This is a genomic window from Phenylobacterium sp. Root1290 (assembly GCF_001425305.1).
Classification (GTDB): Bacteria; Pseudomonadota; Alphaproteobacteria; order Caulobacterales; family Caulobacteraceae; genus Phenylobacterium.
Window position 1 is genome coordinate 1501088 of sequence record NZ_LMEE01000001.1, and the last position, 24652, is coordinate 1525739.

Below are 24652 nucleotides of genomic sequence, written 5' to 3' on the forward strand. Positions count from 1 at the left end.
CGTGAAACAGCCGCGGCGCCGTTAACGGAATCCCGCGTGAAAACCCGGCCCTTGTTCGCTATATAGCTGCCCATAGCGCCCCCGGCCGACCCGGGGGCGTCTTCCGTGGAGACGAGCTTGAGCGCCTGGGACGTGATCATCATCGGGGGAGGGCACGCCGGCTGCGAAGCGGCCGCCGCCTCCGCGCGAGTCGGCGCCAGGACCCTGCTGCTGACCCACAAACTCGAAACCATCGGCGAGATGAGCTGCAACCCGGCCATCGGCGGCCTCGGCAAGGGCCATCTGGTCCGCGAGATCGACGCCCTCGACGGCCTGATGGGTCGCCTGGCCGACCAGGCCGGCATCCAGTTCCGGATGCTCAACCGCTCCAAGGGCGCCGCCGTCCGCGGGCCGCGCAGCCAGATCGACCGCAAGCTCTATCGCCAGGCCATGCAGGCTGAGCTCGCCGCCACCCCGAACCTCACCGTGATGGCCGAGGCGGTCGAGGACCTGATCGTTACCGACGGCGTCGTCCAGGGCGTGATCGGGGCGACCGGAACCGAGTACCGCGCCGGCCGGGTGGTGCTGACCACCGGGACCTTCCTCAAGGGCCTGATCCATCAGGGCGAGACCCGCATCCCCGCCGGCCGGGTCGGCGACGCCCCGGCCATCGGGCTGTCGGATCGCCTCTATGCTTCGGGCCTGACCATGGGCCGCTTGAAGACCGGGACTCCCGCCCGCCTCGACGGCTCGACCATCGCCTGGGACGGGCTGGAGATGCAGGCCGCGGACGATGAGCCGGTGCCGTTCTCGTTCCTGACCGACAAGATCACCGTCCCCCAGATCTCTTGCGGCGTGACCTATACCAACGCCAGGACGCACCAGATCATCGCCGATCGGCTGACCGAGTCCGCGGTCTATGGCGGCCGCATCAACGGGCGCGGCCCGCGATACTGTCCGTCGATCGAGGACAAGGTCGTGCGCTTCGGCGACAAGGACAGCCACCAGATCTTCCTCGAGCCCGAGGGGCTCGACGACGACACGGTCTATCCGAACGGCATCTCGACCTCGGTGTCGGAGGAGACCCAGGACCTGTTCCTGCGGACCATTCCCGGCCTCGAGAACGTGCGGGTCAAGCGCTACGGCTACGCCATCGAGTACGACTATGTCGATCCGCGCGAACTGTTCCCCAGCCTCGAAGTGAAGAAGCTCCCCGGCCTTTACCTGGCCGGCCAGATCAACGGCACGACGGGTTATGAGGAAGCAGGCGCGCAAGGGCTGGTCGCCGGCCTCAACGCCGCCCGTGCGGCCTCCGGCCAGGACGCCGCCGCGTTCGGCCGCGACGAGGCCTATATCGGCGTGCTGATCGACGATCTGACGACGCGGGGCGTCACCGAGCCCTATCGGATGTTCACCAGCCGGGCGGAGTTCCGCCTGACCCTGCGGGCTGACAACGCCGACCAGCGCCTGACCGACCGCGGCATCTCGCTTGGCGTCGTCGGTGTTTCACGTGAAACGGCGTATCGCGCCAAGGCGGCCGAACTCGCCCACGCCCGTGGACGGGCAGGGGAGTTGACCCTGACCCCGGCCGCCGCGCAGAAGGCCGGCCTGCCGGTAAAGGCCGACGGCGTGGTCCGCGACTTCGTTCAACTGCTGGCCTACCCGACCATCAGCTTTGACGACCTGGCCCGCATATTCCCGGAATCCTCTCTTTGGTCCGCTAATTGCCGCGAGCAGTTGGAGATCGACGCCGCCTATGCCGGCTATCTCGATCGCCAAGCCGCAGACGCCGCCGCCTTCCGCCGCGACGAGAATCTGCGCCTGCCGGTCGACCTCGATTATGCGGGCGTCGGCGGGCTCTCGAACGAGGTCCGCGAGAAGCTGTCGACCGTGCGGCCGCTGACCCTGGGCCAGGCGGCCCGCATCGAAGGCGTCACGCCCGGCGCGCTGACCGCGCTGCTCGCCCATGTCCGCCGCCGCGCCGCCTGACCGCATGACCCTTGACGTGAACGACGCGGCCAGCTTCGCCGCTGCCGCCCATGCCGGCCCCCAGGCGATCGCCGACCTTGTGCGCTACCGGTCATACCTGGTCGAGTGGAACGAGAAGATGAACCTGGTCGGGCCCGCGACGCTTGACGTCTTCTGGTCGCGTCATGCCTGGGACTCGGCCCAGATCCTGCCCCTGGCGCCGGATGCGCTGACCTGGGCGGACCTCGGAACCGGCGCAGGACTTCCCGGCATCGTCTTGGCGATCCTCGGAAAAGACCGCCCCGGCTTTCACGTGCATCTCGTCGACAGCCTCACCAAGCGCTGCCGCTTCCTGAGCGAAGTGGTAAGCGGGCTGGAGCTTCCAGCCACCGTTCACAATTCACGTGCGGAAGACTTGTCGCTGACTGTGGATATCGTCACGGCGCGGGCTTGCGCGCCCCTGTCGCGCCTGATGGGGTACGCCCAGCCCTACTTCAAGCGAGGCGCGGAGGCGCTGTTCCTGAAGGGGCAGGATGTTGCGTCCGAACTCGAAGACGCGGCGAAGACCTGGAATTTCGAGGCGGACGTGTCGCCCAGCTTGAGCGACTCCAGAGGGCAGATCGTGCGTGTAAGGAGGCTCGGCCGTGGCCGTAAAAGCTAAACGGGGACTGCGCGTCCTCGTGGTCGCGAACCAGAAGGGCGGCGTGGGCAAGACCACCACGGCCATCAATCTCGGCACCGCCCTCGCCGCAGTCGGCGAGAAGGTGCTGCTGATCGACTCCGACCCTCAGGGCAACGCCTCCACCGGCCTCGGCGTCGGCCGGGCCCAGCGCAAGGTCACACTCTATGACGTGCTGATGGGCGAGCAGCCGATCTCGTCGGCGGTGGTCAATACCGCCCTGCCGGGTCTCGACCTGGTGGCGGCCGATCCGGACCTGTCCGGCGTGGAGCTGGAGCTGGGCCAGCAGGCGCGCCGTTCCTTCAAGCTGCGGGACGCCCTGGAGCCGATCCGCGCAGAAGGCGAGTACACCTACGTCCTCATCGACTGTCCGCCGTCGCTGAACCTGCTGACCGTCAACGCCATGGCGGCGTCCGACGCGGTCCTGGTGCCATTGCAGTGCGAGTTCTTCGCCCTGGAAGGTCTCACTCAATTGATGCGCACGGTGGATCTGGTGCGGGGCAGTCTGAACCCGAACCTGGAGATCCAGGGCGTGGTGCTGACCATGTATGACCGCCGCAACAGCCTGTCCGAGCAGGTCGCCCGCGACGTCCGCGGCCACTTCGGCGAGACGGTCTACAACACCGTGATCCCGCGCAATGTGCGGGTCTCCGAAGCGCCCAGCTATGGCAAGCCGGTGCTGGTCTATGATCTGAAATGCTCGGGCTCGCAGGCCTATCTGAAGCTGGCGCGGGAGGTCGTTCTGCGCGAACGCGATCGCCGGGCGAAGGCCGCGTAGGGGAAGATGATGGTCGAGAAGCGTGGACTGGGTCGCGGCCTGTCGGCCCTGCTGGGCGATGTTGACGAAGCCAAGGTCGTGGCCGGCGCACCGGTCGACGAGATCGCCGGCGTCCGCGAGATCCCGATCGAGTTGATCCATCGCAATGTGCATCAGCCGCGCTGGGTCTTCACAGAGGCCGAAGTCGATGAGCTCGCCGGCTCCATTCGTGAGAAGGGCGTGCTGCAGCCGATCCTGGTTCGCCCGGCGCCGGGTCTGCCCGGCGAGTGGGAGATCGTCGCCGGTGAGCGCCGCTGGCGCGCCAGCCAGAAGGCCGGCCTGCGGGTCATGCCGGTGCTGGTCCGCGAGCTGGACGACGTCCAGGTGCTCGAGATCGGCGTCATCGAGAACGTCCAGCGCTCGAACCTCAATCCCATCGAAGAGGGCGCGGCCTACCAGCAGCTGATCGAGAAGTTCGGCCGTACCCAGGAAGAGGTGGCCGAGAGCATCGGCAAGAGCCGCAGCCACGTGGCCAACACCCTGCGGCTGATGAACCTGCCCGAGGCCGTCCGCAACTATGTCCTGGAAGGCAAGCTGTCGGCCGGCCATGCGCGGGCGATCCTGACGGCTGACGACCCGGCCGCCCTGGCCGACCGGATCATCGCCGGCGGATTGTCGGTCCGCGAGGCCGAGGCCCTCGCCCGCGGCGGCGCCCCGGCGGCGAGCCGGCCGAAGGCGGCGTCGAGGAAGCCGGCCAAGGACACCGACACCCAGGCTCTGGAGGTCGACCTCTCCGACGCGCTCGGTCTGGACGTCGAAGTGCTCGACAAGGGCGGCGTCGGCGAGCTGCGGATCAAGTATGCGACGCTCGAACAGCTCGACGAGCTGTGCCGCAAGTTGACCGTCCGAGGCTGACTCCTAAGTCCTTGATTTTAAAGGCCTGGATTTCGGAATTCGCATTCTCGCGAACCGGACGTCCTGGGATACGGCGAGGCGGCGCTCCGTGCGCCACAGGCCCGATTTCCAAAGCGCGCTTTTAGAGCCCCAGACGCCGCGCGCGCCCGGCGATGGTCAGGGCCAGACGTTCGGCGATCAGGCTGTCCGGCGACCCGGCCGTCTTGCACGCCTTGTCGGCGGCGAGCACCTCCGGCTGCAGCTTGTCCAGTTCGGCCAGCGTCCAGCTGCGGGCCTGCCGCAGGAACTCGCGCTCTTGTTTCCAGAACACGCCGGAGGCCTTCGCCGCCTCCTGCAGCCCGGCGCCGTTCTTGGCCAGGGTCAGCGTGCGGCGCATGCGGCCGAGATACATGCTGATCGCCCGGACCGCCGCAGGACCGGCCTCGCCCTCGGCGGCGGCGCGCCGCAGACCCGCTTGCGCGTCGGCCAGACGGCCGCCGAAAGCGTCGGCGGCGGCGTCAGAGAGAGAAGCCTCTGGTTCGACCCCCAGGAAGTCCTCCAGATCGCGCGGGGCGGCGGTGCGGCCGCTTCCGGGCTCCAGGTAGAGGGCGAGCCGCTCGATCTCCTGGCGGGCTACGCCACGTTCCTTTGGCAGGCGCCCGACGAAGAGCTGCAGGGCCTGCGCGTCGAGGCCGACGCTGTCCTGGGCCAGCAGTTCGCGCACCAGCCGCGCCACGTCGCCAGGCTCGTCCTCGTAGCAGGGGATCGCCACCGCCCCAGCGGCCTTCTCGGCGGCCTTGCGCAGGGCGGAGTCGCGGCCGAGGTTCCCGGCCTCGACGATGAAGAAGGCGTCGGGGTTGAGCTTGCCGTCGGCGTGCGCGGTGAATGTCTCGGCGACTTGCTTGTCGAGCGCCGCCTTCTCCGTCGCAAAGCGCAGGCGCACCAGGCGGCGGCCGCCCATCAACGACTGCGCGGCCAACTCGCCTTCCAGGCGCGCGCCGTCTGAGTCGAGATCGCCGTCGGTCAGCAGCGCGACGTCGAACGGGTCATCGAGGTTCGGAACCAGCTTTCGGGCCAGTTGCAGGCCGCGGTCGCGGACCACGCCGGTGTCGCGGCCATAGATCACGGCCGCCCGGATCGGCGGCTCCGGCTTGGCCAGGAACCGCTCGATATCGGGCCGCTTGGAAAGGATCACGGCCCTGAAATCCCTACGATTTTCCCTGCGTCGCCAGCCACGCGGCCAGCTCCAGCTGGATCAGGCGCGCGCACTCGGCGGCGGCGCGATCCTGGGCGTCCTGCTGGGCGGTGATCGAGGCGTAGGGCTGGTCGGCGCTGTCATAGGTGACCTGAGCGCGGGTCGAGCCTGACATCACCGCCACGCCGGAGGCCGACGACACCAGGGTGTAGTTGGCGGTCAGGACGTACTCGTACCGGGTCGCGACGTTATCCACCCGCAGGCCGCGCGGATAGCGGGTCTCGGACAGGGCCAGGTCCATGCGGTACTGCGGCGCGCCGCCCTTGGCGTTGGCCAGGGCGTCGTCCAGATGCTCGCGCAGCAGCTGGCCGGTCCGCCCGGGCGGGGTCGTGACCTGGACCGAGTGCAGCTGCGCGGTGACCGCCGGGTTGCCGTACAGCGGTGTGAACCCGCAGCCGGCCAGGGTGATGGCCCCGGTCGCCAGAAGGGCGAATGCAACGGCGCGGTTCATCTCAGGTCATCCAGCCACGATGTTGACGATGCGGTCCTTCACGACGATCACCTTCTTGATCGCCAGGCCCTCAAGGCGCCGCGCGATCTCCGGATCGTCAAGTACGATCTTCTCAACATCGGCCGGTTCGAGCCCGGCGGCGACCGAAATCTCGCCGCGGCGCTTGCCGTTCACCTGAACCGGCAGCAGCTTCACGGCGTCCTGGGTCAGGGCGGCGTCGAACTCGGGCCAGGGGGCGGAGACCACCATGCCCTCGCCGCCGATCCGCGCCCAGGCTTCCTCGGCCAGGTGCGGCGTGAACGGCGAGATCAGGCGGGCGAACGCCGACAGCGCTTCATGGCGGGCGGCCAGAACCGGCGGGGTGGCGTCAGCGGCGGGGAATTCCTTGAGTTTATTCAGGAACTCATACATCCGCGCGATGCCGGAGTTGAACCGGAAGGTCTCCACCGCCTCGGTCACCGCCTTGATCGTGCGGTGGGTGAAGGCGCGCAGTTCATCCGCCTTCGGGTCGGGGGAGGGGGCTGGCGCGGCCCCGGACGGCTGGCTGTCGAACTCATTCCAGACGCGGTTGACGAAGCGCCATGCGCCGTCGACGCCGGCGGCCGACCATTGGGTGTCACGCTCGGGCGGGCTGTCCGACAGCACGAACAGGCGCGCGGCGTCGACGCCATAGACGTCGAAGATCTCTTCCGGCGCGACGGTGTTGCGCTTGGACTTCGACATCTTCTCGATGTCGCCGATCGTCAGCTCTTCGCCGGTCTCCAGGCTGCGCGCCAGGCGCTTGCCGCCGTCGGCGAGGATCTCGACCTCCTTGGGCTCGACCCATTCGCCGCTCTGTTTGCGGCGGTAGGTTTCGTGCGTGACCATGCCTTGGGTGAACAGCCCGGCGAAGGGCTCGCGCACCGACAGCATGCCCTCGTCGCTCAGGGCGCGGGTGACGAAGCGCGCGTACAGCAGGTGCAGCACCGCGTGCTCGATGCCGCCGACATACTGATCGACCGGCAGCCAGTAGTCGGCCGCCGCCTTGTTGATCGGCTCGGCCGCCTCGGTGTCCGTGAAGCGGGCGAAGTACCAGGAACTGTCGACGAAGGTGTCGAGGGTGTCGGTCTCGCGCGTCGCCTCGCCGCCGCACTCGGGGCAGTTGGCGTTCTTCCAGGTCGGGTGCCGCGCCAGGGCGTTGCCCGGCTTGGAGAAGTCCATGTCGTCGGGCAACACGACCGGCAACTGGTCCTTGGGCAGTGGGACGACGCCGCACTTGGCGCAGTGGACGACCGGGATCGGGCAGCCCCAGCCGCGCTGGCGAGCCACGCCCCAGTCGCGCAGGCGGAACACCGTCGCGCCCTTGCCCTGGTTCTGGGCCTCGATCCTGGCGATCGCCGCGGCCTTGGCGGTCTCGATCTCCAGGCCGTCCAGGAAGTCGGAATGGAAGATCGTGCCGGGGCCGGTATAGGCCTCGGCGCCGACTGCGAAGGTCGCCGGGTCTTCGCCGGGCGGCAAGACCACCGCCTTGACCGGCAGGTCGTACTTGCGAGCGAAGTCGAGATCGCGCTGGTCATGGGCCGGGCAGGCGAAGATCGCGCCGGTGCCGTAGTCCATCAGGATGAAGTTCGCGATCCAGACCGGCAGACGCCAGTTGGGGTCGAAGGGATGGGCGACCGTCAGGCCGGTGTCGAAGCCGATCTTCTCGGCGGTCTCGATCTCGGCTTCGGAGGCCCCGCCCTTGCGGCATTCGGCGATGAAGGCCGCGATCTTCGGATCGGCGGCCAGCTGCTCGGCCAGCGGGTGATCGGGGGCGATGCCCACGAAGCTTGCGCCGTACAGGGTGTCGGGGCGGGTGGTGTAGACCTCCAGTCCGCTCTCGAAGCCCTTGGGCGCTTCGCCGGTCCAGCCGAAGTTGAACTTCAGGCCCTTGGAGCGGCCGATCCAGTTCTCCTGCATCAGCCGGACCTTGTCGGGCCAGCGGTCCAGGGTCTTCAGGCCCTCGATCAGCTCTTCGGCGTAATCGGTTATGCGCAGGAACCACTGGTTCAGCTTGCGCTTCTCGACCACCGCGCCGGAGCGCCAGCCGCGACCGTCGACGACCTGCTCGTTGGCCAGGACGGTCTGGTCGACCGGGTCCCAGTTGACGATGCTTTCCTTGCGGTAGACCAGGCCGCGCTTCCACAGATCCAGGAACCAGTCCTGCTGCTTGCCGTAATAGGCCGCATCGCAGGTCGCGAATTCGCGCGACCAGTCGATCGACAGGCCCAGCTCCTTGAGCTCAGTCCGCATCTTGGCGATGTTGTCGTAGGTCCAGCCACGCGGATCGACTCCGCGCTCCATGGCCGCGTTCTCGGCCGGCAGACCGAAAGCGTCCCAGCCCATCGGGTGCAGGACGTTGAAGCCGCGGGCGCGCTTGTAGCGGGCCACGACGTCGCCCAGCGAATAGTTGCGCACATGGCCCATGTGCAGACGCCCCGACGGATAGGGGAACATCTCCAGGGCGTAGTACTTCGGCACGCCCGGCGTCGGCGGACCGGCCTTGAACACGTCAGCGTCGGCCCAGGCCTTACGCCACTTGGGCTCGGTCTCTTTGGGGTTGTAGCGGGCCATGGGGGCGCTCTTCAGACTTCAAATGGGTGTCGGCCAGCGGCGGAGAGCGCTGGCCCTGGGGAGGGAGCGCATCCGAACCGGTTTCCACCCTTGCTGAATGCGCCCCGAAAAGGCCTTAGCCGATGTTCGACAGCCGAAGCTGCCGCGCCTTGGTAAGGATCGCGTTTTCCAGGTCGGTCTCGGTCTGGCCGGCCGACGGCGCGTCGGTCCAGTTCCCGGTCGCATCCTTGGTCTGCTTGAACACCGCGACGTTCAGGCCGTCGGCGCGCAGACGGGAATCCAGGATGTAGACGGTGCACTTGAAGCGCTCGTCCGGCTTTTCCGGGTTCACGTACCAGTCGGTGATCACCACGCCGCCGTACGGGTCGGCCGAGGCCAGCGGCATGAAGGACAGGGTGTCCAGCGTCGCTCGCCACAGATAGCCGTTCACCCCGATGGCCGGCTGGCCGGCGTTGGCCGGTGCGGCCTTCTTGCCGCCGCCCAGACCAAACACGTTGAAGCCGCCCGGCTCCTGGGATTGGAAGGTCTTCGACCCGCCGCTGCTCGAGCACGCGGCCAGCGCCGTGAGGCTCAGCACCAAGGCTCCGGTCATCACGCCACGCATCAAATCACCGCGCACAAACGGCATATATCGGCTCCTAGTCGTTCTTCCGCGATCGGTTCGCGCCGCGGCGCCGCCCCCACGCAGCCGCGCCCTGTATAACAACGCCCGTGGAACCGCCAAACAGGAATCGCGTGTCCCGGCCGCCACAGGCGCCGACGATCTGCCTGCGGACTGTGCAGAGCGGCCTCAGAGTCGGTTGACCTGACGTCGCTCCGGACTTTAATCGGCTCAACGGTCACGTCTCAAAGTGGCGTGGTTGGGGCTAAGGGGCCATATAGGTGGTTATGTCCAAGCGGTTGGTCATTTCGTTGATCGGCGCGGCGCTCCTCGCGAGCGGCGCTTCGGCGGCGCATGCCCAAACGGGCGCGGCTCCGGCCGCCCGTGGCAAGGCCGCCGATTTCACCGTGCGCAGCGAAACCTCGACGACCCCGCAAGGGAACAAGTCGCTGAAGTGGGACACGCGCAAGGGGCGCTGGGGGGTCACGCTCAATCTCGAACAACGGGGCGAGCGCGACACGCAGTGGAACGACGTTGAGGCTGGGGCCTATTTCCGCGTGACGCCGAGCCTGCGGGTCGGCGGCGCCGTCGCCCTGGGTGAGAAGGAAGCGCCGGCCTACAAGAAGACCGAGCCGCAGGAATCCGCGCCGCGCGTTCGGCTCGAGACCGCCTTCAAGTTCTAAGAGCTTCCACAGCCGCCAGACCGACAAGGCCCGCAGGCAGCAGCCGGCGGGCTGTCTTGTCGTTGACGCCGCCCAGCGCATAGACGGGTCCGCCGACGGCTCGCACCAGCCGGGCCAGGCGCAGTGGGCCGAGCGGCTTGCCGGCCGATGGGCTGTTCGACGGAAAGATCGCCGAGACCACGATAGCGTCGGCGCCTGCGGCCAGGCCGCGGCGGGCGGCCATGGCGCTGTGCGCCGCGCTGGTGACGATCCACGTCCTGCGCTGCAGCCGCTGCGCGCGGCCGGCCATGCGTTCGGGCAGGTGGACGCCATGCGCCCCGACGCGGGCGGCGAGCGCGGCGTCCGCGCCGATCAGCAGCAGCAGACCCCGCGCCTTCGCGATCTTCAGCAGGCGCCGCGCCTGCGTTTCGGCGTCGGCCGCCCCAAACGCGCGATAGACGATCGCCGACCCCCTCGGCAGCTGTCGCGCAGCCGCCTCGATGTCGGGGGTGCGGGCCGGATCGGTGAAGAACATCAGCGGCGGCAGCGGGGGGTTTCGCCCGGCCGCGCGGCGACCTATGGCTTGGGCCGCCGTCGTCACTGTCCAGAAGTTCGCCGAAATGACCGTTCCTCCCGCCCTCACTGACGTCCTAGACCGGATCGCCCGCGCGGCGAAGGCGTCCGGCCGCGACAGCGCCGACGTGACCCTGGTGGCGGTGTCCAAGATGCAGCCCTGGGAGAAGGTCGCCCCGATCCTGGCCGCCGGCCAGCGCGTATTCGGCGAGAACCGGGTGCAGGAAGCGATGGAGCGGTGGTCGAACCGTCAGGCCGAGGTCGAGCTGCGCCTGATCGGCCCGCTGCAGTCGAACAAGGCCAAGGAGGCGGTGGCCTTCTTCGAGGTCATCGAGAGCCTCGATCGCGAGAAGCTCGCCCGCGCTCTGGCCGACGAGATCCAGCGGCAGGGACGCACGCCGCGCCTCTGCGTGCAGGTGAACACCGGCGAGGAAGAACAGAAGGCCGGGATCGCGCCGGGGCAGGCCGACGCCTTCATCGCCCAGTGCCGGACGGTCTATGGCCTGAAGATCGAAGGCCTGATGTGCATTCCGCCCGCCGCCGAGCCGCCCGGCCCGCACTTCGCCTTGCTGGCCAAGATCGCTGCCCGCAACGGCCTGGCGAAGCTCTCCATGGGCATGAGCGACGACTTCGAGACCGCCATCCGTTTCGGCGCGACCAGCGTGCGGGTCGGCTCGGCGCTGTTCGGAGCCCGCGCTTAAGCCGCCTCGATCGCCACCGCGTCGCCCAGCTTGGCCAGCGACAGCAGCTCCAGCATGTCTTCCCGCGAAAGGGCCACGCATCCCTCGGTCGGCGAGAAGTCGGGCCGCGCCAGATGCATGAAGATCGCCGATCCCATGCCGGGAACCGGCGGATCGTCGTTGTGGGCCAGGACGCAGACCAGGTCGTAGACGTCGTCCTCGCGCCACATCTGCTCGGCGCTGGCCGGGTGCGGCAGCTTGACGGCGCGGTTATAGGCCGGGTCGGCGGGGGCGTCGCACCAGCCGTCGTCGCGCTCGAGCGCCTTGGTGGGCAGGCGCGTCTCGGGTCGCCCGCCCTTGTCCGGGCGGAACAGCACCCGGCGGATCGCCCAGGTTCCCAGCGGCGATTTGCCGTCGCCCTCGCGCTTGTCCGCGGCGGCGATCACCCCGGTCTTGCCGAGCGCGCAGCGGGTGATGCGGCCGTCCAGGCGGAAGCGTCCATCTGACATCGCCGTGAAGATCATGACTTAAGGGAACTCCCGCGGTTGGCTCTTTAGGGCGATACGGTGCATGTTCGGCCTCATGGCTCAACGCAAGACCCTGCTCGTCGTCGACGACAATGATGAACTCCGCGGCGCGATCGCCGAACAACTCCAACTTTCTGAGGATTTCTCAGCCATCGAAGCGGCGACCGCCGGCGAAGGCGTGAAGGCGGCGATCGAAAGCCGCCCCGACCTCATCCTGCTCGATGTCGATCTACCGGATATGAACGGCCGCGAGGCCTGTCGCCAGATGCGTGAGAAGGGCGTCGTCGCCCCGATCATCATGCTGACCGCGGCCGCGGCCGACGACGACCAGATCTCCGGCCTGGAAGCCGGCGCCAACGACTATGTGACCAAGCCCTTCAAGTTCCAGGTGCTGCTGGCCCGTATCCGCGCCCAGCTGCGCAGCCACGAACAGTCGGAAGGCGCGGTCTTCCACCTCGGCGCCTACGAGTTCCGCCCGTCGGCCAAGATGCTGATCGACGCCAACCAGAAGAAGATCCGTCTCACCGAGAAAGAGACCAACATCCTGAAGTACCTCTATCGCGCCGGCGAAAAGCCGGTCTCGCGCGAGGAGCTGCTGGCCGAGGTCTGGGGCTACAACGCCGGCGTCACCACCCACACCCTGGAAACCCACGTCTATCGCCTGCGCCAGAAGATCGAGCCCGATCCCGGCAACGCCCGGCTCTTGCTGACTGAGGCCGGCGGCTACCGGCTGGCCCCCTGACGTTCGGGACGGGCCGATGGCGAAGAAAAAGGGATTGGCGCGCAGCTTCCCGCTGATGCTGGGCGCGGCGGTGGTGATCGGCGCGGTGGCCGTGGGCGTCACCGGCTACCAAAAGCGCGCCCAGGCGCTGGTTGCGGGCGCAGAGGCCGCCAAGCTGGCGCAGATCGACGGTCCGCCGTGTCAGACCCTCACGGGCGAGGAGTATGTCGCCCGCGGGTCGAAGGCGAACAAGACCTTCGTCTTCGACGAGATCCGCTTCGACCGCCGTTACGGCCATGTGGACTGCAACAGCGTGTCGACCGGCCAGGGGCTCGGCTATGTGCCGGTCTGCCAGTTCTCCGGCCCGTCGCTGCTGGTGGTGACGACCCCGAAGGGCAGCTTCTACTTCGCTCCGGGAGCGGGCAAGCCGACCACGGTCATCACCGAGGACGGCACGCCGCGCTGCATCGTGGACGGCAACTTCCGTCCGGAACTGTCCTAGACCGCGAAGTCCGCGCTGACGGGGGCGTGGTCGCTGGGCCGCACCCACTCGCGCACGTCGTCATGCACCCGCGAGGAGGCCTTGCCGGTGTGGAAGGCGGCGTCGCGCAGGCCGGGCGTCACCAGGATGTGGTCCAGTCGCAGGCCGCGATTGGACTTGCGGAAGTCGGCGGCGCGGTAGCTCCACCACGAGAACAGCTTCTCCGGCTCCGGGATCGCCTCGCGCGGCAGGTCGATGAAGTCCAGGCTGGCCTTCAGCTTGGCGAAGGCCTCCAGCTCGACCGGCGTGTGGCTGACGATCTTCGACATCTGCTTGTGGCTCCAGACGTCGAACTCGCCGGGCGCGACGTTCAGGTCGCCGACGATGGCCAGAGGCGCCTTGGGGTCGCGGCGGCTCATGTCCGCGGTCAAATGCTCGAAGAAGTCCAGCTTGTGGTCGAACTTGGGGTTCAGCTCGCGGTCGGGAATGTCGCCGCCCGCCGGAATGTAGAAGTTCTGGACCTCGACGCCGGCGATCTTGCCGCCAACGCAGCGGGCATGACCCTCGCGGCAGGCGTTGAGCGGGGCGGCGTCCTCGATCGGGAAGCGCGAGGCGATGGCCACCCCGTGCCAGCCCTTCTGACCGGCGATCTTGATGTGCGGCAGGCCGACGGCCTCGAAGGCGGCGCGTGGGAACTCGCCCTCCTGGCACTTGATCTCCTGCATGCAGAGCACGTCGGGCGCCTGCTCGTCGACGAAGCGGGCCACTTGCTCGGCCCGCAGGCGCACGGAGTTGACGTTCCAGGTGGAGAGGCGAAGGCGCATGGCGGCTGTTTAAGGGGCTTCGGGCAAAAAGAAACGCCCGGGCACTGGAGAAGCCCGGGCGTAAAGTGTGTCTCTCATGCCGCCGCCGGGAGGGGATAGGGTCCGGCACGGAAAGGGCTCGCGATCGCGCGATCCCAATAGTGTCATTAATGCCACTAACCGCAATAATAAGTCAAACGAAAATCACGCGACATATTGCCTGTTGCGAATGTGTCACATTTTGGAGCGACCCACGTTCTTCGGCCGGGGGTCTTTCAGCACGAACAACGAGGGGGCCAGGCCGCTGGTCCTGGTCAGGCCGGTCAGCCGGATGCGGGTCGACGAACCCTGCGCGTCGGTCACTGTCCAGCCGATCAGCGCCAGGGGGTTGTTCGAGAAGGTCAGGGTGATCTGCCCCTCCGCCTGTTTCTTGCCGTCGCGCGCGGTGATCGAGAAGCCATCGGCCATACGCGCCACGCGGGTGACGTTGATCCCGCGGTCCAGGCGGATCTGCCGGGCCAGGAAGATCGACAGCGGCGTGGCCATCAGCGGGTAGGCGTCGAAGGTCTTCAGCCGCGAGTCCGCGATCGAGACGTTGCCGCCATCGGACACCACCAGCAGGCCGGAGGGCTTGTCGTACTCGAAACGCGCCTTGCCGGGACGCTTCAGATAGAGCGACCCTTGCGTCGTCGCGCCGCGCGCGTCGGTCTGCACGAACCGGCCCTTGGCCTCGGTCAGGCCTTCGAGATAGGCCGCGGCGCGATCCACCAGCGCCTTGTCCGCGGCCGACAGCGGCGCGGCGGGCGCGCGCTGGGCGAAGGCGGGAAGGGGCAGGGCGGCCAGGCCCAGCGCCAGGGCGCGTCGGGTCAGTCGGGTCATGCGGACGAGAACTCCAGTTTCCGTGGCCAGCCTATACGGCGCCGTGGGCCTCAATAGGGCGCAACAACGGCGAAGCTGTCGCTTAGTTGCGTGGCGCCCGGCGCCAGCCGAGCACGCAGAGCCCCAGCATGATCACGTTGCCGACCGCGTCCAGCAGCCCGACCACCGTCAGCACCGGCGTTACGACGAAGAACCAGTAGTTGAAGACGAAGAACGGCAGCAGCGCCACGCCATAGGCCAGGAACGTGATCTTCGTGAACCGCGAGAAGGCGGCGAACAGCCCGGCCAGCATCGCCTGCGCGCCGAAGCAGCCGATCGCGAACAGGGCGATGAAATCGTCGGACCGGTACTGCGGCGTGATGGTCAAGGCCATGACGCTGGAGGGAGAGACCAGGCACCAGCCGCCCAGGACGAAGAATACGGCGGCAAGCGCCCACTGGATCTGTCTGGAACTCATCCTGGTTCTCCTGGCGATGGCTCGACCTGGGCCACGACATCGTGAGCAAAAACTTACCCCCGATCGCCCGATTTGACCCCCCGTCGGGCGATTCCGCATTGCAGCAAGCTTGTGTGCGTCAAAAATCGTACATATCACCGGGCCGTCGGCTGTCTGAGGGGCCCCGTTAGAGGGTCTCCGCGGCCGGCATGACGCGTGGGTAACATAAGGGGCGCAGCCTGATGGGCTTGGCCATTCCGGGTCTCGACGAGGCCCCGACCAAACATGCTGGACTCTTGGCTTGGGTACGTGAAGTCGCCGAACTCACGCAGCCGGAGCGGGTTTACTGGTGCGACGGCTCCGACGAGGAGTGGAACGCGCTGACCGCCGAGCTGGTGAAGTCAGGCACGCTCAAGCCGCTGAACCCGCAGAAGCGGCCCAACAGCTTCTACGCCGCCTCCGATCCCCGCGACGTCGCCCGGGTCGAGAGCCGGACCTTCATCTGCTCCAAGGACCCGGCCGACGCCGGTCCGACCAATAACTGGCTCGATCCGGACGAGATGCGGGCCGACCTCAAGGACCTCTTCAAGGGCTGCATGCGCGGGCGCACCATGTACGTGGTCCCGTTCTGCATGGGTCCGCTGGGCTCGAAGATCTCCGCCCTTGGCGTCGAGATCACCGACAGCGCCTATGTCGCCATTTCGATGCGGGTGATGACCCGCATGGGCAAGGGCGCGCTCGACATGCTCGGCGAGGACGGCTTCTTCGTCCCGGCCCTGCACACGCTCGGCGCCCCGCTCGAGGCCGGCCAGGCCGACGTGCCGTGGCCCTGCAACGAGACCAAGTACATCGTCCACTTCCCCGAGAGCCGCGAGATCTGGTCCTACGGCTCCGGCTACGGCGGCAACGCCCTGCTCGGCAAGAAGTGCTACGCCCTGCGCATCGCCTCGGTCATGGCCCGCGACGCCGGCTGGCTGGCCGAGCACATGCTGATCCTCAAGCTGACCTCGCCGCAGGGCGCCGTCCGCTACGTGGCCGCCGCCTTCCCCAGCGCCTGCGGCAAGACCAACATGGCTATGCTGCAGCCGACCATCCCCGGCTGGAAGGCCGAGACCGTCGGCGACGACATCTGCTGGATGCGCTTCGGCGACGACGGCCGGCTTTATGCGATCAATCCGGAGGCCGGCTTCTTCGGCGTGGCGCCGGGCACCGGCAATGCGACCAACAAGAACGCGGTCGACGCCCTGCACGCCAACACCGTCTTCACCAACGTCGCGCTGACCGCCGATGGCGATGTCTGGTGGGAAGGCCTCACCGACACACCGCCGGAGGGCCTGACCGACTGGAAGGGCCGCGCCTGGTCGCCCGAGCTCGGCGAGCCGGCGGCGCACCCGAATGCGCGCTTCGCGGTTCCGGCCGACCAGTGCCCGGTGATCGCCGACGAATGGGACGACCCGGCCGGCGTGCCGATCTCGGCCATCCTGTTCGGCGGCCGCCGCGCCAGCGCCGTGCCGCTGGTGACCGAGGCGTTCGACTGGGAGCACGGCGTGTTCCTGGCCTCCAACGTCGCCTCCGAAGGCACCGCCGCCGCCGAGAACAAGGTCGGCGAGCTGCGCCGCGACCCGTTCGCGATGCTGCCCTTCTGCGGCTACAACATGGGCGACTACTTCGGCCACTGGCTGAAGGTCGGCGCCGGCGCCGATCCGGCCAAGCTGCCGGGCATCTATTTCGTGAACTGGTTCCGCAAGGGCCCGGACGGCAAGTTCCTGTGGCCGGGCTACGGCGAGAACGCCCGTGTCCTGAAGTGGATCTTCGGCCGTCTCGAAGGGACCGCCGAGGCGGTGGACACCCCGATCGGCCGCGTGCCGACCAAGGAGTCCCTGGATCTCGACGGCGTCGCCATCGACGCTGCGGCTCTCGAAACCCTGCTTTCGGTTGATCCGGAAGTCTGGGCCGAGGAAGCCGCCCTGATCCCCGCGTTCTACGAGAAATTCGGCGACCGGCTGCCGGCGCAGCTCTGGGACCAGCATGCGGCCCTCAGCCGCCGCCTGGGCGTCCAGGCTCAGGCCGCCGAGTAGCATCGGATATCGCCTCCTCTCGGGGAGGCTCGGAAGAAGCCGGAGCGGTTCGACCGCTCCGGCTTTTTCTTTGGCCGCTGCCTGACGCTACGACAGGCTTGCGCTGCAAGCTGCGCCATCCACCTGATCAGGGAAACAGGATGGAGCGCGCCATGACCCTCAGCCTCGACGCCAGCCTCGACGACGTGATCGACCGCGCCCTCGCCGACCAGCGCATCGTCGGCGCGGTGGTGCTCGTCGCCCGTGGCGGTAAGCTCGCCTATGCCCGCGCCGCCGGCCTGGCCGACCGCGAGCGGGACCGGCCGATGGACCTCGACACGGTTTTCCGCCTGGCCTCGGTGACCAAACCGGTCGTCGCCGTCGCGGCCCTGGCCATGGCCGAGCGCGGCGAGCTGCCGCTCGACGCGCCGGTCAGCCGTTGGCTGCCGGACTTCCGGCCCAAGGCGCCTGGCGGGGCGGACGCCGATATCACCACCGGTCAGCTGCTCACCCACACCAGCGGGCTCAGCTATGGCTTCCTGCAGCCGGAGGGCGGCCCCTATCTCCAGGCCGGGGTGTCTGACGGCCTGGACCTGCCGGACCGTTCGATGGCCGACAACCTCGCGCGCCTGGCGGCGCTGGAGCTGTTCTTCCCGCCGGGCGCGGCCTGGAACTATTCGGTCAGCCTCGACGTGCTCGGCGCGGCGATGGAGCAGGCGGCGGGCAAGCCTTTGCCGCAACTGATCGACGAACTGGTGCTGTCGCCGCTCGGCATGGCCTCCAGCGGCTTCTATGTCGAGGACGCCGGCCTGCTGGCGACGCCCTATATCGACGGCCAGCCGCCGCGCCCGATGCAGGAACCGGACGTCTCTCCGTTCTTCGAGCTCTCGGGCATCCGCTATTCGCCGGCTCGCGCGACACGGCCGGCCTCGTTCCCCTCGGGCGGCGCCGGCATGGTCGGCACGGCGGCCGACGTCCTGAAGCTGTTGGAGGCGGTACGGACCGGCGGGGCCGGGGTGCTGTCGCCGGCCTCGGCGTCGGCGATGCTGAGCAACCAGATCGGCGACCTGGTCGTCACCACGCACGGGCCTGGCTGGGGCTTCGGCTACGCCGGCGCGGTGCTGGAGGATCCGGCTGCAGCAGGTTCGCCGCTGCGCCAGGGCACGGTGATCTGGGGCGGCGTCTACGGCCACTCCTGGCAGATCGTCCCTGACCGCGAGACGACGATCGTGGCGCTCACCAACACCGCCATCGAGGGCATGAGCGGCGTGTTCCCGAGCGAACTCGGCGCCGCGGTGGCCCAGGCCGTCGGATAGCGGAGCTCCTCTCCCCGCAAGCGGGGCGAGGGCATGGTCCTGCGATTTACGGCGCGGCGCCCACCAGCACCTCGCGCTTGCCGGCGTGGTTGGCGGGGCTGACGACGCCCTCGTTCTCCATCCGCTCGATCAGCGAGGCGGCGCGGTTGTAGCCGATCTGCAGCCGACGCTGGACGTAGCTGGTCGAGGCCTTGCGGTCGCGGGTGACCACGGCCACGGCGCGGTCGTAGAGATCGTCGCCCGAGCCGCCGCCCTCGTCGCCGAAGGATTCGCCGTCGTCGCCGTCCTCGTCGCCGCCGGCGGTGATGTCTTCCAGGTACTGCGGCTCGCCCTGGGCGCGCAGGAACTTGGCCACCGCCTCGACCTCCTCGTCCGAGACGAACGGACCGTGCAGGCGGGTGATGCGGCCGCCGCCGGCCATGTAGAGCATGTCGCCCTGGCCTAGCAGCTGCTCGCCGCCCTGTTCGCCCAGGATGGTGCGGCTGTCGATCTTGGAGGTGACCTGGAAGGAGATCCGGGTCGGGAAGTTGGCCTTGATGGTGCCGGTGATGACGTCGACCGACGGACGCTGGGTCGCCATCACCAGGTGGATGCCGGCGGCGCGGGCCATCTGGGCCAGGCGCTGCACCGCGCCTTCCACGTCCTTGCCGGCGACCAGCATCAGGTCGGCGACCTCGTCGATGACCACCACCAGGTAGGGCATCGGCTTGGGGTCGATCCGCTCGCTCTCGTAGATCGGCCGGCCGCTGTCGTCGAAGCCGGTCTGCACGGTGCGTTCGAAGTGCTCGCCCTTGGCCGCGGCCTCCTTGGCGCGTTCGTTGTACGAGGCGACGTTCCGCACCCCGATCTTCGACATCAGGCGGTAGCGGTCCTCCATCTCGCGCACGGTCCACTTCAGCGCGACGATGGCCTTCTTGGGATCGGTGACGACCGGGGCCAGCAGGTGCGGGATGCCGTCATAGACGCTCAATTCCAGCATCTTGGGGTCGATCATGATGAACCGGCACTGATCCGGCGGCAGCCGGTACAGGATCGACAGGATCATCGCGTTGACGCCGACCGACTTGCCCGAGCCGGTGGTGCCGGCGATCAGCAGGTGGGGCATCTTCGACAGGTCGGCGATGTAGGGCTCGCCGCCGATGTTCTCGCCCAGCGCCATCGGCAGGGCCTGGGTCGAACGCTCGTACTCCGAACTGGCCAGCAGATCGCGCAGATAGACGGTCTCGCGCCGCGCATTGGGCAGCTCGATGCCGATGGCGTTGCGGCCGGGCACGACGCTGACGCGGCAGGCGGCGACCGACATCGACCGGGCGATATCGTCGGCCAGGGCCACGACGCGGGCCGACTTCACCCCGGCGGCGGGCACCAGCTCATAGAGGGTGACGACGGGGCCGGGGCGGATCTGGTCGATCGTGCCGCGCACGCCGAACTCGGCCAGCACGCTTTCCAGCAGCTGGGCGTTCTGGCGCAGGGCGCCTTCGTCGAACATCGAGGCGCGTGGTTTCGGCTTGGCCAGCATGGCCAGCTCGGGCAGCGAGAAGCCGTTGGTCTTCACGAACTCGAACGCGCCCTGCGCCTCGCGCTGTTCGCGGCCGGAATCCTTGGGCGTGGGCTTGGGCTGCTTGATCGCCACCGGGCTCGGGACGCTGTCGGCGTCGTCCTCGAGCGCGTCGTCGTCATAGGCGGAGGGCTCGATCGCGGGGGCGGCGGGGCGGGGTGGGGCGCTCGGCGCCGGCTCGGCGGCCTTGGCGCGGCGTGCGGCCGGGGCGCGGGCGGGCTTGGCGGGTTCGGCCGGGGCGGCGGCGGTCCTCTGCAGGGCGGCGCGCACCCACTCGATGCTTGCCGACAGTTCGGACCGGCGCACGCCGATCGCAAAGCCCAGGCCGACCGCCGCGGCGGCCAGCAGCAGCAGCGAGGCGATGAACACCGCGCCGGGAATATGGGCGTAGGCGAACAGGCCGGCGATGGCGTGCAGCACGCCGTCGCCCCAGAAGCCGCCCAGGCCCTTGGCCAGCGGCCAGGCCGCCGGCGCAGGCGGCGCGGCCAGCAGTCCGGCCAGGGCCATCACGCCCAGGAAACCGATCAGGGCGCGCAGGCGCACCTTGCGGCGGGTCAGGTCAGGTTGCGGCGTGGTGGCGCGGCCCAGTCCGAAGACGACCATCAGCAGGGCGCCCACGGCGGCGGCCAGGCCCAGCGACTGGATGCCGGCGTCGGCCGCCGTCGCGCCCGGCGCGCCCAGCGCATTGGTCGGCGACAGGGCGGAGGCGGCGTTCAGGCTGGGGTCGGCGGCGTTGTAGGTGGCCAGCGCGATGGCGAACGCGATGCCGGCCGCAGCGACGATGCCGCCGCGCAGACGCGCCGTCGCCGGATGGGACCAAGCCAGCCCGGCGATGTGCATCCCCAGCTCGACACCCGTCTTTCGCGCCGCACGCGCCATCGTGGTCTCCCGATTTCAGAGACCCCTTGTTTGCCCGCCGGAGGGTTAAGAGGCGTTTACCAAGCCGGGCCGTGAGCCGCCGCCTTCGCCGAAAATCCCCGTTTCCGTTTCGCCAAACCCCATCTAGGTTCGCGCCATGTGGACCATGCCTCGAAGCGTCCTGCGGGTCGTCGCCGTCATCCTCGGTCTCTGCGCCGTCGGCGGGTTTGTGCTTGGCGTGCGCGGCGCGCCCGAGCGTGCGCGGCTGCCCGGCGAAACCGGCGAGGGCGGCGCCGCGCTTCAGGCCAGCGACGCGCGACCGCTCGAGGACCTGGTGCTGACCCCGTCCGAACTCGCGCCAGAACCCAAGAAGGAAGAGGAAAAGCCCGAGGAGAAGACCGAGGAGGCGCCGCTCCCGGTCGAAAAGGCTCCCGATCCGCTCAAGGTCGCGCCGCCGCCGAACGCCCCGACCCCGCCGACCCCGGACGAAGACCGCGTCGGCGACCTGATCGACGGCCTGACGCCGCCGCCCGAACAGCCGCCCTACTGAGCCGGCGCGGCGCGCCGCAGGGTCAGGTTGATCCGCCCGCCGCCGGGGATCAGCCGCGAGGATCCGGGCAGGATGCGGTCGACGCCGTGATGGAAAAGCCGCGCCTCCCCTGCCAGCAGACAGACGTCGCCTGAGCTGAGCCGCACCGAGCTGGTCGGATCGCTGCGCTGGCGGCCGCCGATGCGGAACACCGCCGTGTCGCCCAACGAGACCGACAGCACCGGAAACCGCAGGTCGGCCTCGTCCTTGTCCTGGTGCAGGCCCATCTTGGCCTGCGCGTTATAAAAGTTGATCAGGCAGGCGTCGGGCGGGACGTCGGGATCGGCGAGCTCGCGCCAGAGCTCCGTCAGGATAGTGGGAATGGACGGCCAGAACCTGCCGGTCGTCGGGTGCCGCGGCTCGTACCGATAGCCTCGCGCGTCGGTGGTCCAGCCCAGCTCGCCGAAACTGGTCATGCCGACGCTCATCGCCTTGCCGCCCGGGGTCGCCTGGTGCACCAGCGGCGCTTCGGCGACGCGGGCCATCACCTCGTCCAGCAGTTCGGCCTGGGCCTGGGGCGACAACCGGCCGGGCAGCAGACGAAATCCTGTGGTCGTCGAGAGGCTCATCGGCTCTCATATAGGGGCAATGGGTCCCTCCGCCGCCATCGATCCGCGCATGCCGCCCTGGCGATGGCGCCGGCTGACGCCCGGCGAGCGCCGCCTTTGCGGGCAAGTGTTCGCCGCGGGCCTCGACGCCGACCGCGTGCGGATCTTCAGCCAGCCGGCCTGGCCGCGACCTTTCGTCCTTTCGGGGAGCCTCGTGGTCTGGCCTTCAGACTCCGCCCTGGCCGATTTCTCGACCGCGCCGCTATGGCTGCGGTCGGTCCTGGTGCACGAGTTGGTGCATGTCTGGCAGGCCCAGAACGGGGTCTTCCTGCCCTTCGCCAAGCTCAAGGCGGGCGATGGCCAGGCCGCCTATGCCTATGATTTGGCGGACGGCCGGCCATTTTCTCAAATGAACATCGAACAGCAGGCCATGGTCGTTCAGCACGCCTACATGGCCCGCGGCGGGGCCGCCGCACCTTACGATAGTGAAGCTTATGCAAGGATTTTAGAGGCTTGGCCGGAGCCCCTTGGGAGAAGACCCCGCGAGATATAGGGTCATTCCGCACTTGCGGCGGTGGCGTGTCATCCCATATCGCGACTCGACGCTGGTTGCCCCATGGGTTAACCGGCCGAGCCCTTATTCGAACCGGGGACACCGAGAAGAAAAGGGGCGCTTCATTCGAAGGCCCTAAGACCGGCGTCCGCCATTCAGGAGCGAGCAAGACTCGATATGAGCAAGATCATCGGCATCGACCTGGGCACGACCAATTCGTGCGTGGCCATCATGGACGGCAAAGCGCCGAAAGTGATTGAGAACGCCGAAGGCGTACGGACCACCCCGTCGGTCGTCGCCATCCTCGACGACGGCGAGCGTCTCGTCGGCCAGCCCGCCAAGCGCCAGGCCGTCACCAACCCGTCCAACACCCTGTTCGCCATCAAGCGTCTGATCGGTCGTCAATACAACGATCCGCTGGTGGAGAAGGACAAGGGCATGGTGCCCTACGACATCGTCAAGGGCCCGAACGGCGACGCCTGGGTGAAAGCCCACGGCAAGGACTATTCGCCCCAGCAGATCTCGGCCTTCATCCTGCAGAAGATGAAGGAAGCCGCCGAGCAGCACCTCGGCGAGAAGGTCGAAAAGGCGGTCATCACCGTCCCGGCCTACTTCAACGACGCCCAGCGTCAGGCGACCAAGGACGCCGGCAAGATCGCCGGCCTGGAAGTCCTGCGCATCATCAACGAACCGACCGCGGCGGCGCTCGCCTACGGCCTTGAGAAGAACGACGGCAAGAAGATCGCCGTCTACGACCTCGGCGGCGGCACCTTCGACGTCTCGATCCTGGAGATCGGCGACGGCGTGTTCGAGGTGAAGGCCACCAACGGCGACACCTTCCTCGGCGGCGAAGACTTCGACATGCGCATCGTCGAGTACCTCGCCGACGAGTTCAAAAAGGAAACCGGCGTCGATCTGCGGAACGACAAGCTGGCCCTGCAGCGCCTGAAGGAAGAAGGCGAGAAGGCGAAGAAGGAACTGTCCTCGGTCACTCAGTACGAGGTCAACCTGCCCTTCATCTCGATGAACGCCTCGGGTCCGCTGCACCTGAACATCAAGCTCTCGCGCGCCAAGCTGGAGGCCCTGGTCGAAGACCTGGTCGCCCGCACCGTCGGTCCCTGCGAGCAGGCTCTGAAGGACGCCGGTCTGAAGAAGACCGACATCGACGAGGTGATCCTGGTCGGCGGCATGACCCGCATGCCCAAGGTCGTCGAGACGGTGAAGGAGTTCTTCGGTCGCGAGCCCCACAAGGGCGTGAACCCGGACGAAGTCGTCGCGCTCGGCGCGGCGGTGCAGGCCGGCGTGCTGCAGGGCGACGTCAAGGACGTGCTGCTGCTGGACGTGACTCCGCTGACCCTGGGCATCGAGACCCTGGGCGGCGTGTTCACCCCGCTGATCGAACGCAACACCACGATCCCGACCAAGCGCTCGCAGACCTTCTCGACCGCTGACGACAACCAGTCGGCCGTGACGATCCGCGTGTTCCAGGGCGAACGCCCGATGGCGCACGACAACAAGATGCTGGGTCAGTTCGACCTGGTCGGCATCCCGCCGGCGCCGCGCGGCGTGCCGCAGGTCGAGGTCACATTCGACATCGACGCCAACGGCATCGTCAACGTGTCGGCCCGCGACAAGGCCACGGCCAAGGAGCAGTCGATCCGTATCCAGGCCAATGGCGGTCTCTCGGACGCGGACATCGACAAGATGGTCCAGGAAGCCGAGGCCAACAAAGCCGACGACGAAAAGCGCAAGGCGGCGGTCGAGGCCAAGAACCAGGCCGAGGCGGTGGTGCATTCCACCGAGAAGGCCCTGGCCGAACATGGCGACAAGGTCTCGGGCGCCGACAAGGAAGCCATCGAGACGGCGCTTGCCGACGTGAAGACCGAGCTGGAAGGCGACGACGCCGAGGCGATCGCGGCCAAGACCCAGACCCTCATCCAGGCTTCGATGAAGCTTGGCGAGGCGATGTATGCGGCTCAGCAGGGCGGCTCTGACGAGCAGCCGGAAGCCGCCGCGGCGGACGACGACGTGGTCGACGCCGAATTTGAAGAAGTCGCCGACGACGACAAGAAGAAGTCGGCGTGACGTCACGCCCCATGGCGGCCTTCCGCAGCTCCTGCGAGAAGGCCGCTGACGGGCTGACTGTCATCCTGGAAATCTCCGTGCGATTAAGGTCTGGAATAAGCCTTGCAGTCGGGCGGAGATCATCCCACCTCATTTCACAGATCAATTTGA

24 protein-coding genes are annotated in these 24652 nt (G+C 68.2%); 13 read left to right on the forward strand and 11 right to left on the reverse strand.

The genetic code is table 11. The annotated features are described in order from the left end of the window. Nucleotides 1-117: 117 nt before the first annotated feature. The 4 genes from mnmG to ASC79_RS07350 are packed head-to-tail and all read left to right on the forward strand — an operon-like array spanning nt 118 to nt 4298. Nucleotides 118-1968: a tRNA uridine-5-carboxymethylaminomethyl(34) synthesis enzyme MnmG gene (gene mnmG / locus ASC79_RS07335; RefSeq protein ID WP_162244261.1), complete on the forward strand. Its 1851-nt coding sequence runs from the start codon at nt 118-120 to the stop codon at nt 1966-1968. After that, nucleotides 1946-2608: a 16S rRNA (guanine(527)-N(7))-methyltransferase RsmG gene (rsmG, locus tag ASC79_RS07340; RefSeq protein WP_056024035.1), complete on the forward strand. Its 663-nt coding sequence runs from the start codon at nt 1946-1948 to the stop codon at nt 2606-2608. Before mnmG ends, rsmG begins: the two co-directional genes overlap by 23 nt. Before the next feature lie 7 nt (nt 2609-2615). Next, a complete protein-coding gene (locus tag ASC79_RS07345) occupies nt 2616-3404 on the forward strand; it encodes a ParA family protein (RefSeq protein ID WP_235528803.1) in 789 nt (262 codons plus the stop codon). Nucleotides 3405-3410: 6 nt separating this feature from the next. Then, the gene (locus ASC79_RS07350; RefSeq protein WP_056024030.1) at nt 3411-4298 is read left to right on the forward strand and encodes a ParB/RepB/Spo0J family partition protein; all 888 of its coding nucleotides are present in this window, start codon (nt 3411-3413) and stop codon (nt 4296-4298) included. Between the two features lie 121 nt (nt 4299-4419). On the opposite strand, the gene holA is transcribed toward ASC79_RS07350, so the two are convergent. The 4 genes from holA to ASC79_RS07370 form a co-directional block, all read right to left on the reverse strand. Beyond that, complete coding sequence (holA, locus tag ASC79_RS07355) at nt 4420-5472, reverse strand: DNA polymerase III subunit delta (protein WP_056024027.1); 1053 nt, start codon at nt 5470-5472, stop codon at nt 4420-4422. A gap of 13 nt (nt 5473-5485) precedes the next feature. After that, complete coding sequence (gene lptE / locus ASC79_RS07360; RefSeq protein ID WP_056024024.1) at nt 5486-5983, reverse strand: LPS assembly lipoprotein LptE; 498 nt, start codon at nt 5981-5983, stop codon at nt 5486-5488. A gap of 6 nt (nt 5984-5989) precedes the next feature. Continuing rightward, the gene (gene leuS, locus ASC79_RS07365; RefSeq protein ID WP_056024021.1) at nt 5990-8575 is read right to left on the reverse strand and encodes a leucine--tRNA ligase; all 2586 of its coding nucleotides are present in this window, start codon (nt 8573-8575) and stop codon (nt 5990-5992) included. A 115-nt stretch (nt 8576-8690) separates the two neighbouring features. Further along, on the reverse strand, nt 8691-9203 hold the full coding sequence (locus ASC79_RS07370; protein WP_056024018.1) for a DUF3576 domain-containing protein: 513 nt from the start codon (nt 9201-9203) through the stop codon (nt 8691-8693). Between the two features lie 284 nt (nt 9204-9487). Here ASC79_RS07370 and ASC79_RS07375 point away from each other — a divergent pair, with 284 nt between their 5' ends. Next, nucleotides 9488-9859 (forward strand): NtrZ family periplasmic regulatory protein, encoded by a 372-nt coding sequence (locus ASC79_RS07375; RefSeq protein WP_235528792.1) that lies wholly within the window; start codon nt 9488-9490, stop codon nt 9857-9859. Here ASC79_RS07375 and ASC79_RS07380 read toward each other — a convergent pair. After that, nucleotides 9849-10373, reverse strand: a complete 525-nt coding sequence (locus ASC79_RS07380) for a thiamine phosphate synthase (RefSeq protein WP_056024015.1) — start codon at nt 10371-10373, stop codon at nt 9849-9851. The two genes, ASC79_RS07375 and ASC79_RS07380, sit on opposite strands and share 11 nt — an antisense overlap. Nucleotides 10374-10458: 85 nt before the next feature. On the opposite strand from ASC79_RS07380, the gene ASC79_RS07385 reads away from it, so the two are divergent. Beyond that, nucleotides 10459-11112 (forward strand): YggS family pyridoxal phosphate-dependent enzyme, encoded by a 654-nt coding sequence (locus tag ASC79_RS07385; protein WP_056025081.1) that lies wholly within the window; start codon nt 10459-10461, stop codon nt 11110-11112. Here ASC79_RS07385 and ASC79_RS07390 read toward each other — a convergent pair. Beyond that, nucleotides 11109-11615, reverse strand: a complete 507-nt coding sequence (locus ASC79_RS07390; protein WP_056024012.1) for a L,D-transpeptidase — start codon at nt 11613-11615, stop codon at nt 11109-11111. The two genes, ASC79_RS07385 and ASC79_RS07390, sit on opposite strands and share 4 nt — an antisense overlap. A gap of 58 nt (nt 11616-11673) precedes the next feature. Here ASC79_RS07390 and ASC79_RS07395 point away from each other — a divergent pair, with 58 nt between their 5' ends. Together ASC79_RS07395 and ASC79_RS07400 are read left to right on the forward strand one after the other, a co-directional pair. Beyond that, nucleotides 11674-12360 (forward strand): response regulator transcription factor, encoded by a 687-nt coding sequence (locus ASC79_RS07395; RefSeq protein WP_056025078.1) that lies wholly within the window; start codon nt 11674-11676, stop codon nt 12358-12360. Between the two features lie 16 nt (nt 12361-12376). Beyond that, on the forward strand, nt 12377-12841 hold the full coding sequence (locus ASC79_RS07400) for a hypothetical protein (RefSeq protein WP_156378440.1): 465 nt from the start codon (nt 12377-12379) through the stop codon (nt 12839-12841). Here ASC79_RS07400 and ASC79_RS07405 read toward each other — a convergent pair. The 3 genes from ASC79_RS07405 to ASC79_RS07415 all read right to left on the reverse strand — a co-directional run bounded on the left by ASC79_RS07405 (nt 12838) and on the right by ASC79_RS07415 (nt 14959). Then, nucleotides 12838-13644 carry an exodeoxyribonuclease III gene (locus ASC79_RS07405; RefSeq protein WP_056024006.1) on the reverse strand — a complete coding sequence of 269 codons (807 nt, stop codon included), beginning with the start codon at nt 13642-13644 and terminating at the stop codon, nt 12838-12840. The two genes, ASC79_RS07400 and ASC79_RS07405, sit on opposite strands and share 4 nt — an antisense overlap. Nucleotides 13645-13857: 213 nt before the next feature. Beyond that, the gene (locus ASC79_RS07410; protein WP_056024003.1) at nt 13858-14502 is read right to left on the reverse strand and encodes an outer-membrane lipoprotein carrier protein LolA; all 645 of its coding nucleotides are present in this window, start codon (nt 14500-14502) and stop codon (nt 13858-13860) included. A gap of 82 nt (nt 14503-14584) precedes the next feature. Beyond that, nucleotides 14585-14959 (reverse strand): hypothetical protein, encoded by a 375-nt coding sequence (locus tag ASC79_RS07415; protein WP_056024000.1) that lies wholly within the window; start codon nt 14957-14959, stop codon nt 14585-14587. 221 nt (nt 14960-15180) lie between these two features. Here ASC79_RS07415 and ASC79_RS07420 point away from each other — a divergent pair, with 221 nt between their 5' ends. Then, nucleotides 15181-17016, forward strand: a complete 1836-nt coding sequence (locus ASC79_RS07420) for a phosphoenolpyruvate carboxykinase (GTP) (RefSeq protein ID WP_056023997.1) — start codon at nt 15181-15183, stop codon at nt 17014-17016. A 152-nt stretch (nt 17017-17168) separates the two neighbouring features. Next, the gene (locus ASC79_RS07425; protein WP_056025075.1) at nt 17169-18311 is read left to right on the forward strand and encodes a serine hydrolase; all 1143 of its coding nucleotides are present in this window, start codon (nt 17169-17171) and stop codon (nt 18309-18311) included. Between the two features lie 46 nt (nt 18312-18357). Here the strand turns inward: ASC79_RS07425 and ASC79_RS07430 are convergent, their stop codons facing one another. After that, on the reverse strand, nt 18358-20748 hold the full coding sequence (locus ASC79_RS07430; protein WP_056023994.1) for a DNA translocase FtsK: 2391 nt from the start codon (nt 20746-20748) through the stop codon (nt 18358-18360). A gap of 145 nt (nt 20749-20893) precedes the next feature. On the opposite strand from ASC79_RS07430, the gene ASC79_RS07435 reads away from it, so the two are divergent. Continuing rightward, on the forward strand, nt 20894-21277 hold the full coding sequence (locus tag ASC79_RS07435; RefSeq protein WP_156378439.1) for a hypothetical protein: 384 nt from the start codon (nt 20894-20896) through the stop codon (nt 21275-21277). Here the strand turns inward: ASC79_RS07435 and ASC79_RS07440 are convergent. Beyond that, nucleotides 21271-21885 (reverse strand): alpha-ketoglutarate-dependent dioxygenase AlkB, encoded by a 615-nt coding sequence (locus tag ASC79_RS07440; protein WP_056023988.1) that lies wholly within the window; start codon nt 21883-21885, stop codon nt 21271-21273. The two genes, ASC79_RS07435 and ASC79_RS07440, sit on opposite strands and share 7 nt — an antisense overlap. A gap of 19 nt (nt 21886-21904) precedes the next feature. Here ASC79_RS07440 and ASC79_RS07445 point away from each other — a divergent pair, with 19 nt between their 5' ends. Then, the gene (locus tag ASC79_RS07445; protein WP_235528790.1) at nt 21905-22417 is read left to right on the forward strand and encodes a hypothetical protein; all 513 of its coding nucleotides are present in this window, start codon (nt 21905-21907) and stop codon (nt 22415-22417) included. Between the two features lie 177 nt (nt 22418-22594). Next, a complete protein-coding gene (gene dnaK / locus ASC79_RS07450; RefSeq protein ID WP_056023985.1) occupies nt 22595-24502 on the forward strand; it encodes a molecular chaperone DnaK in 1908 nt (635 codons plus the stop codon). Nucleotides 24503-24652 lie beyond the last annotated feature (150 nt).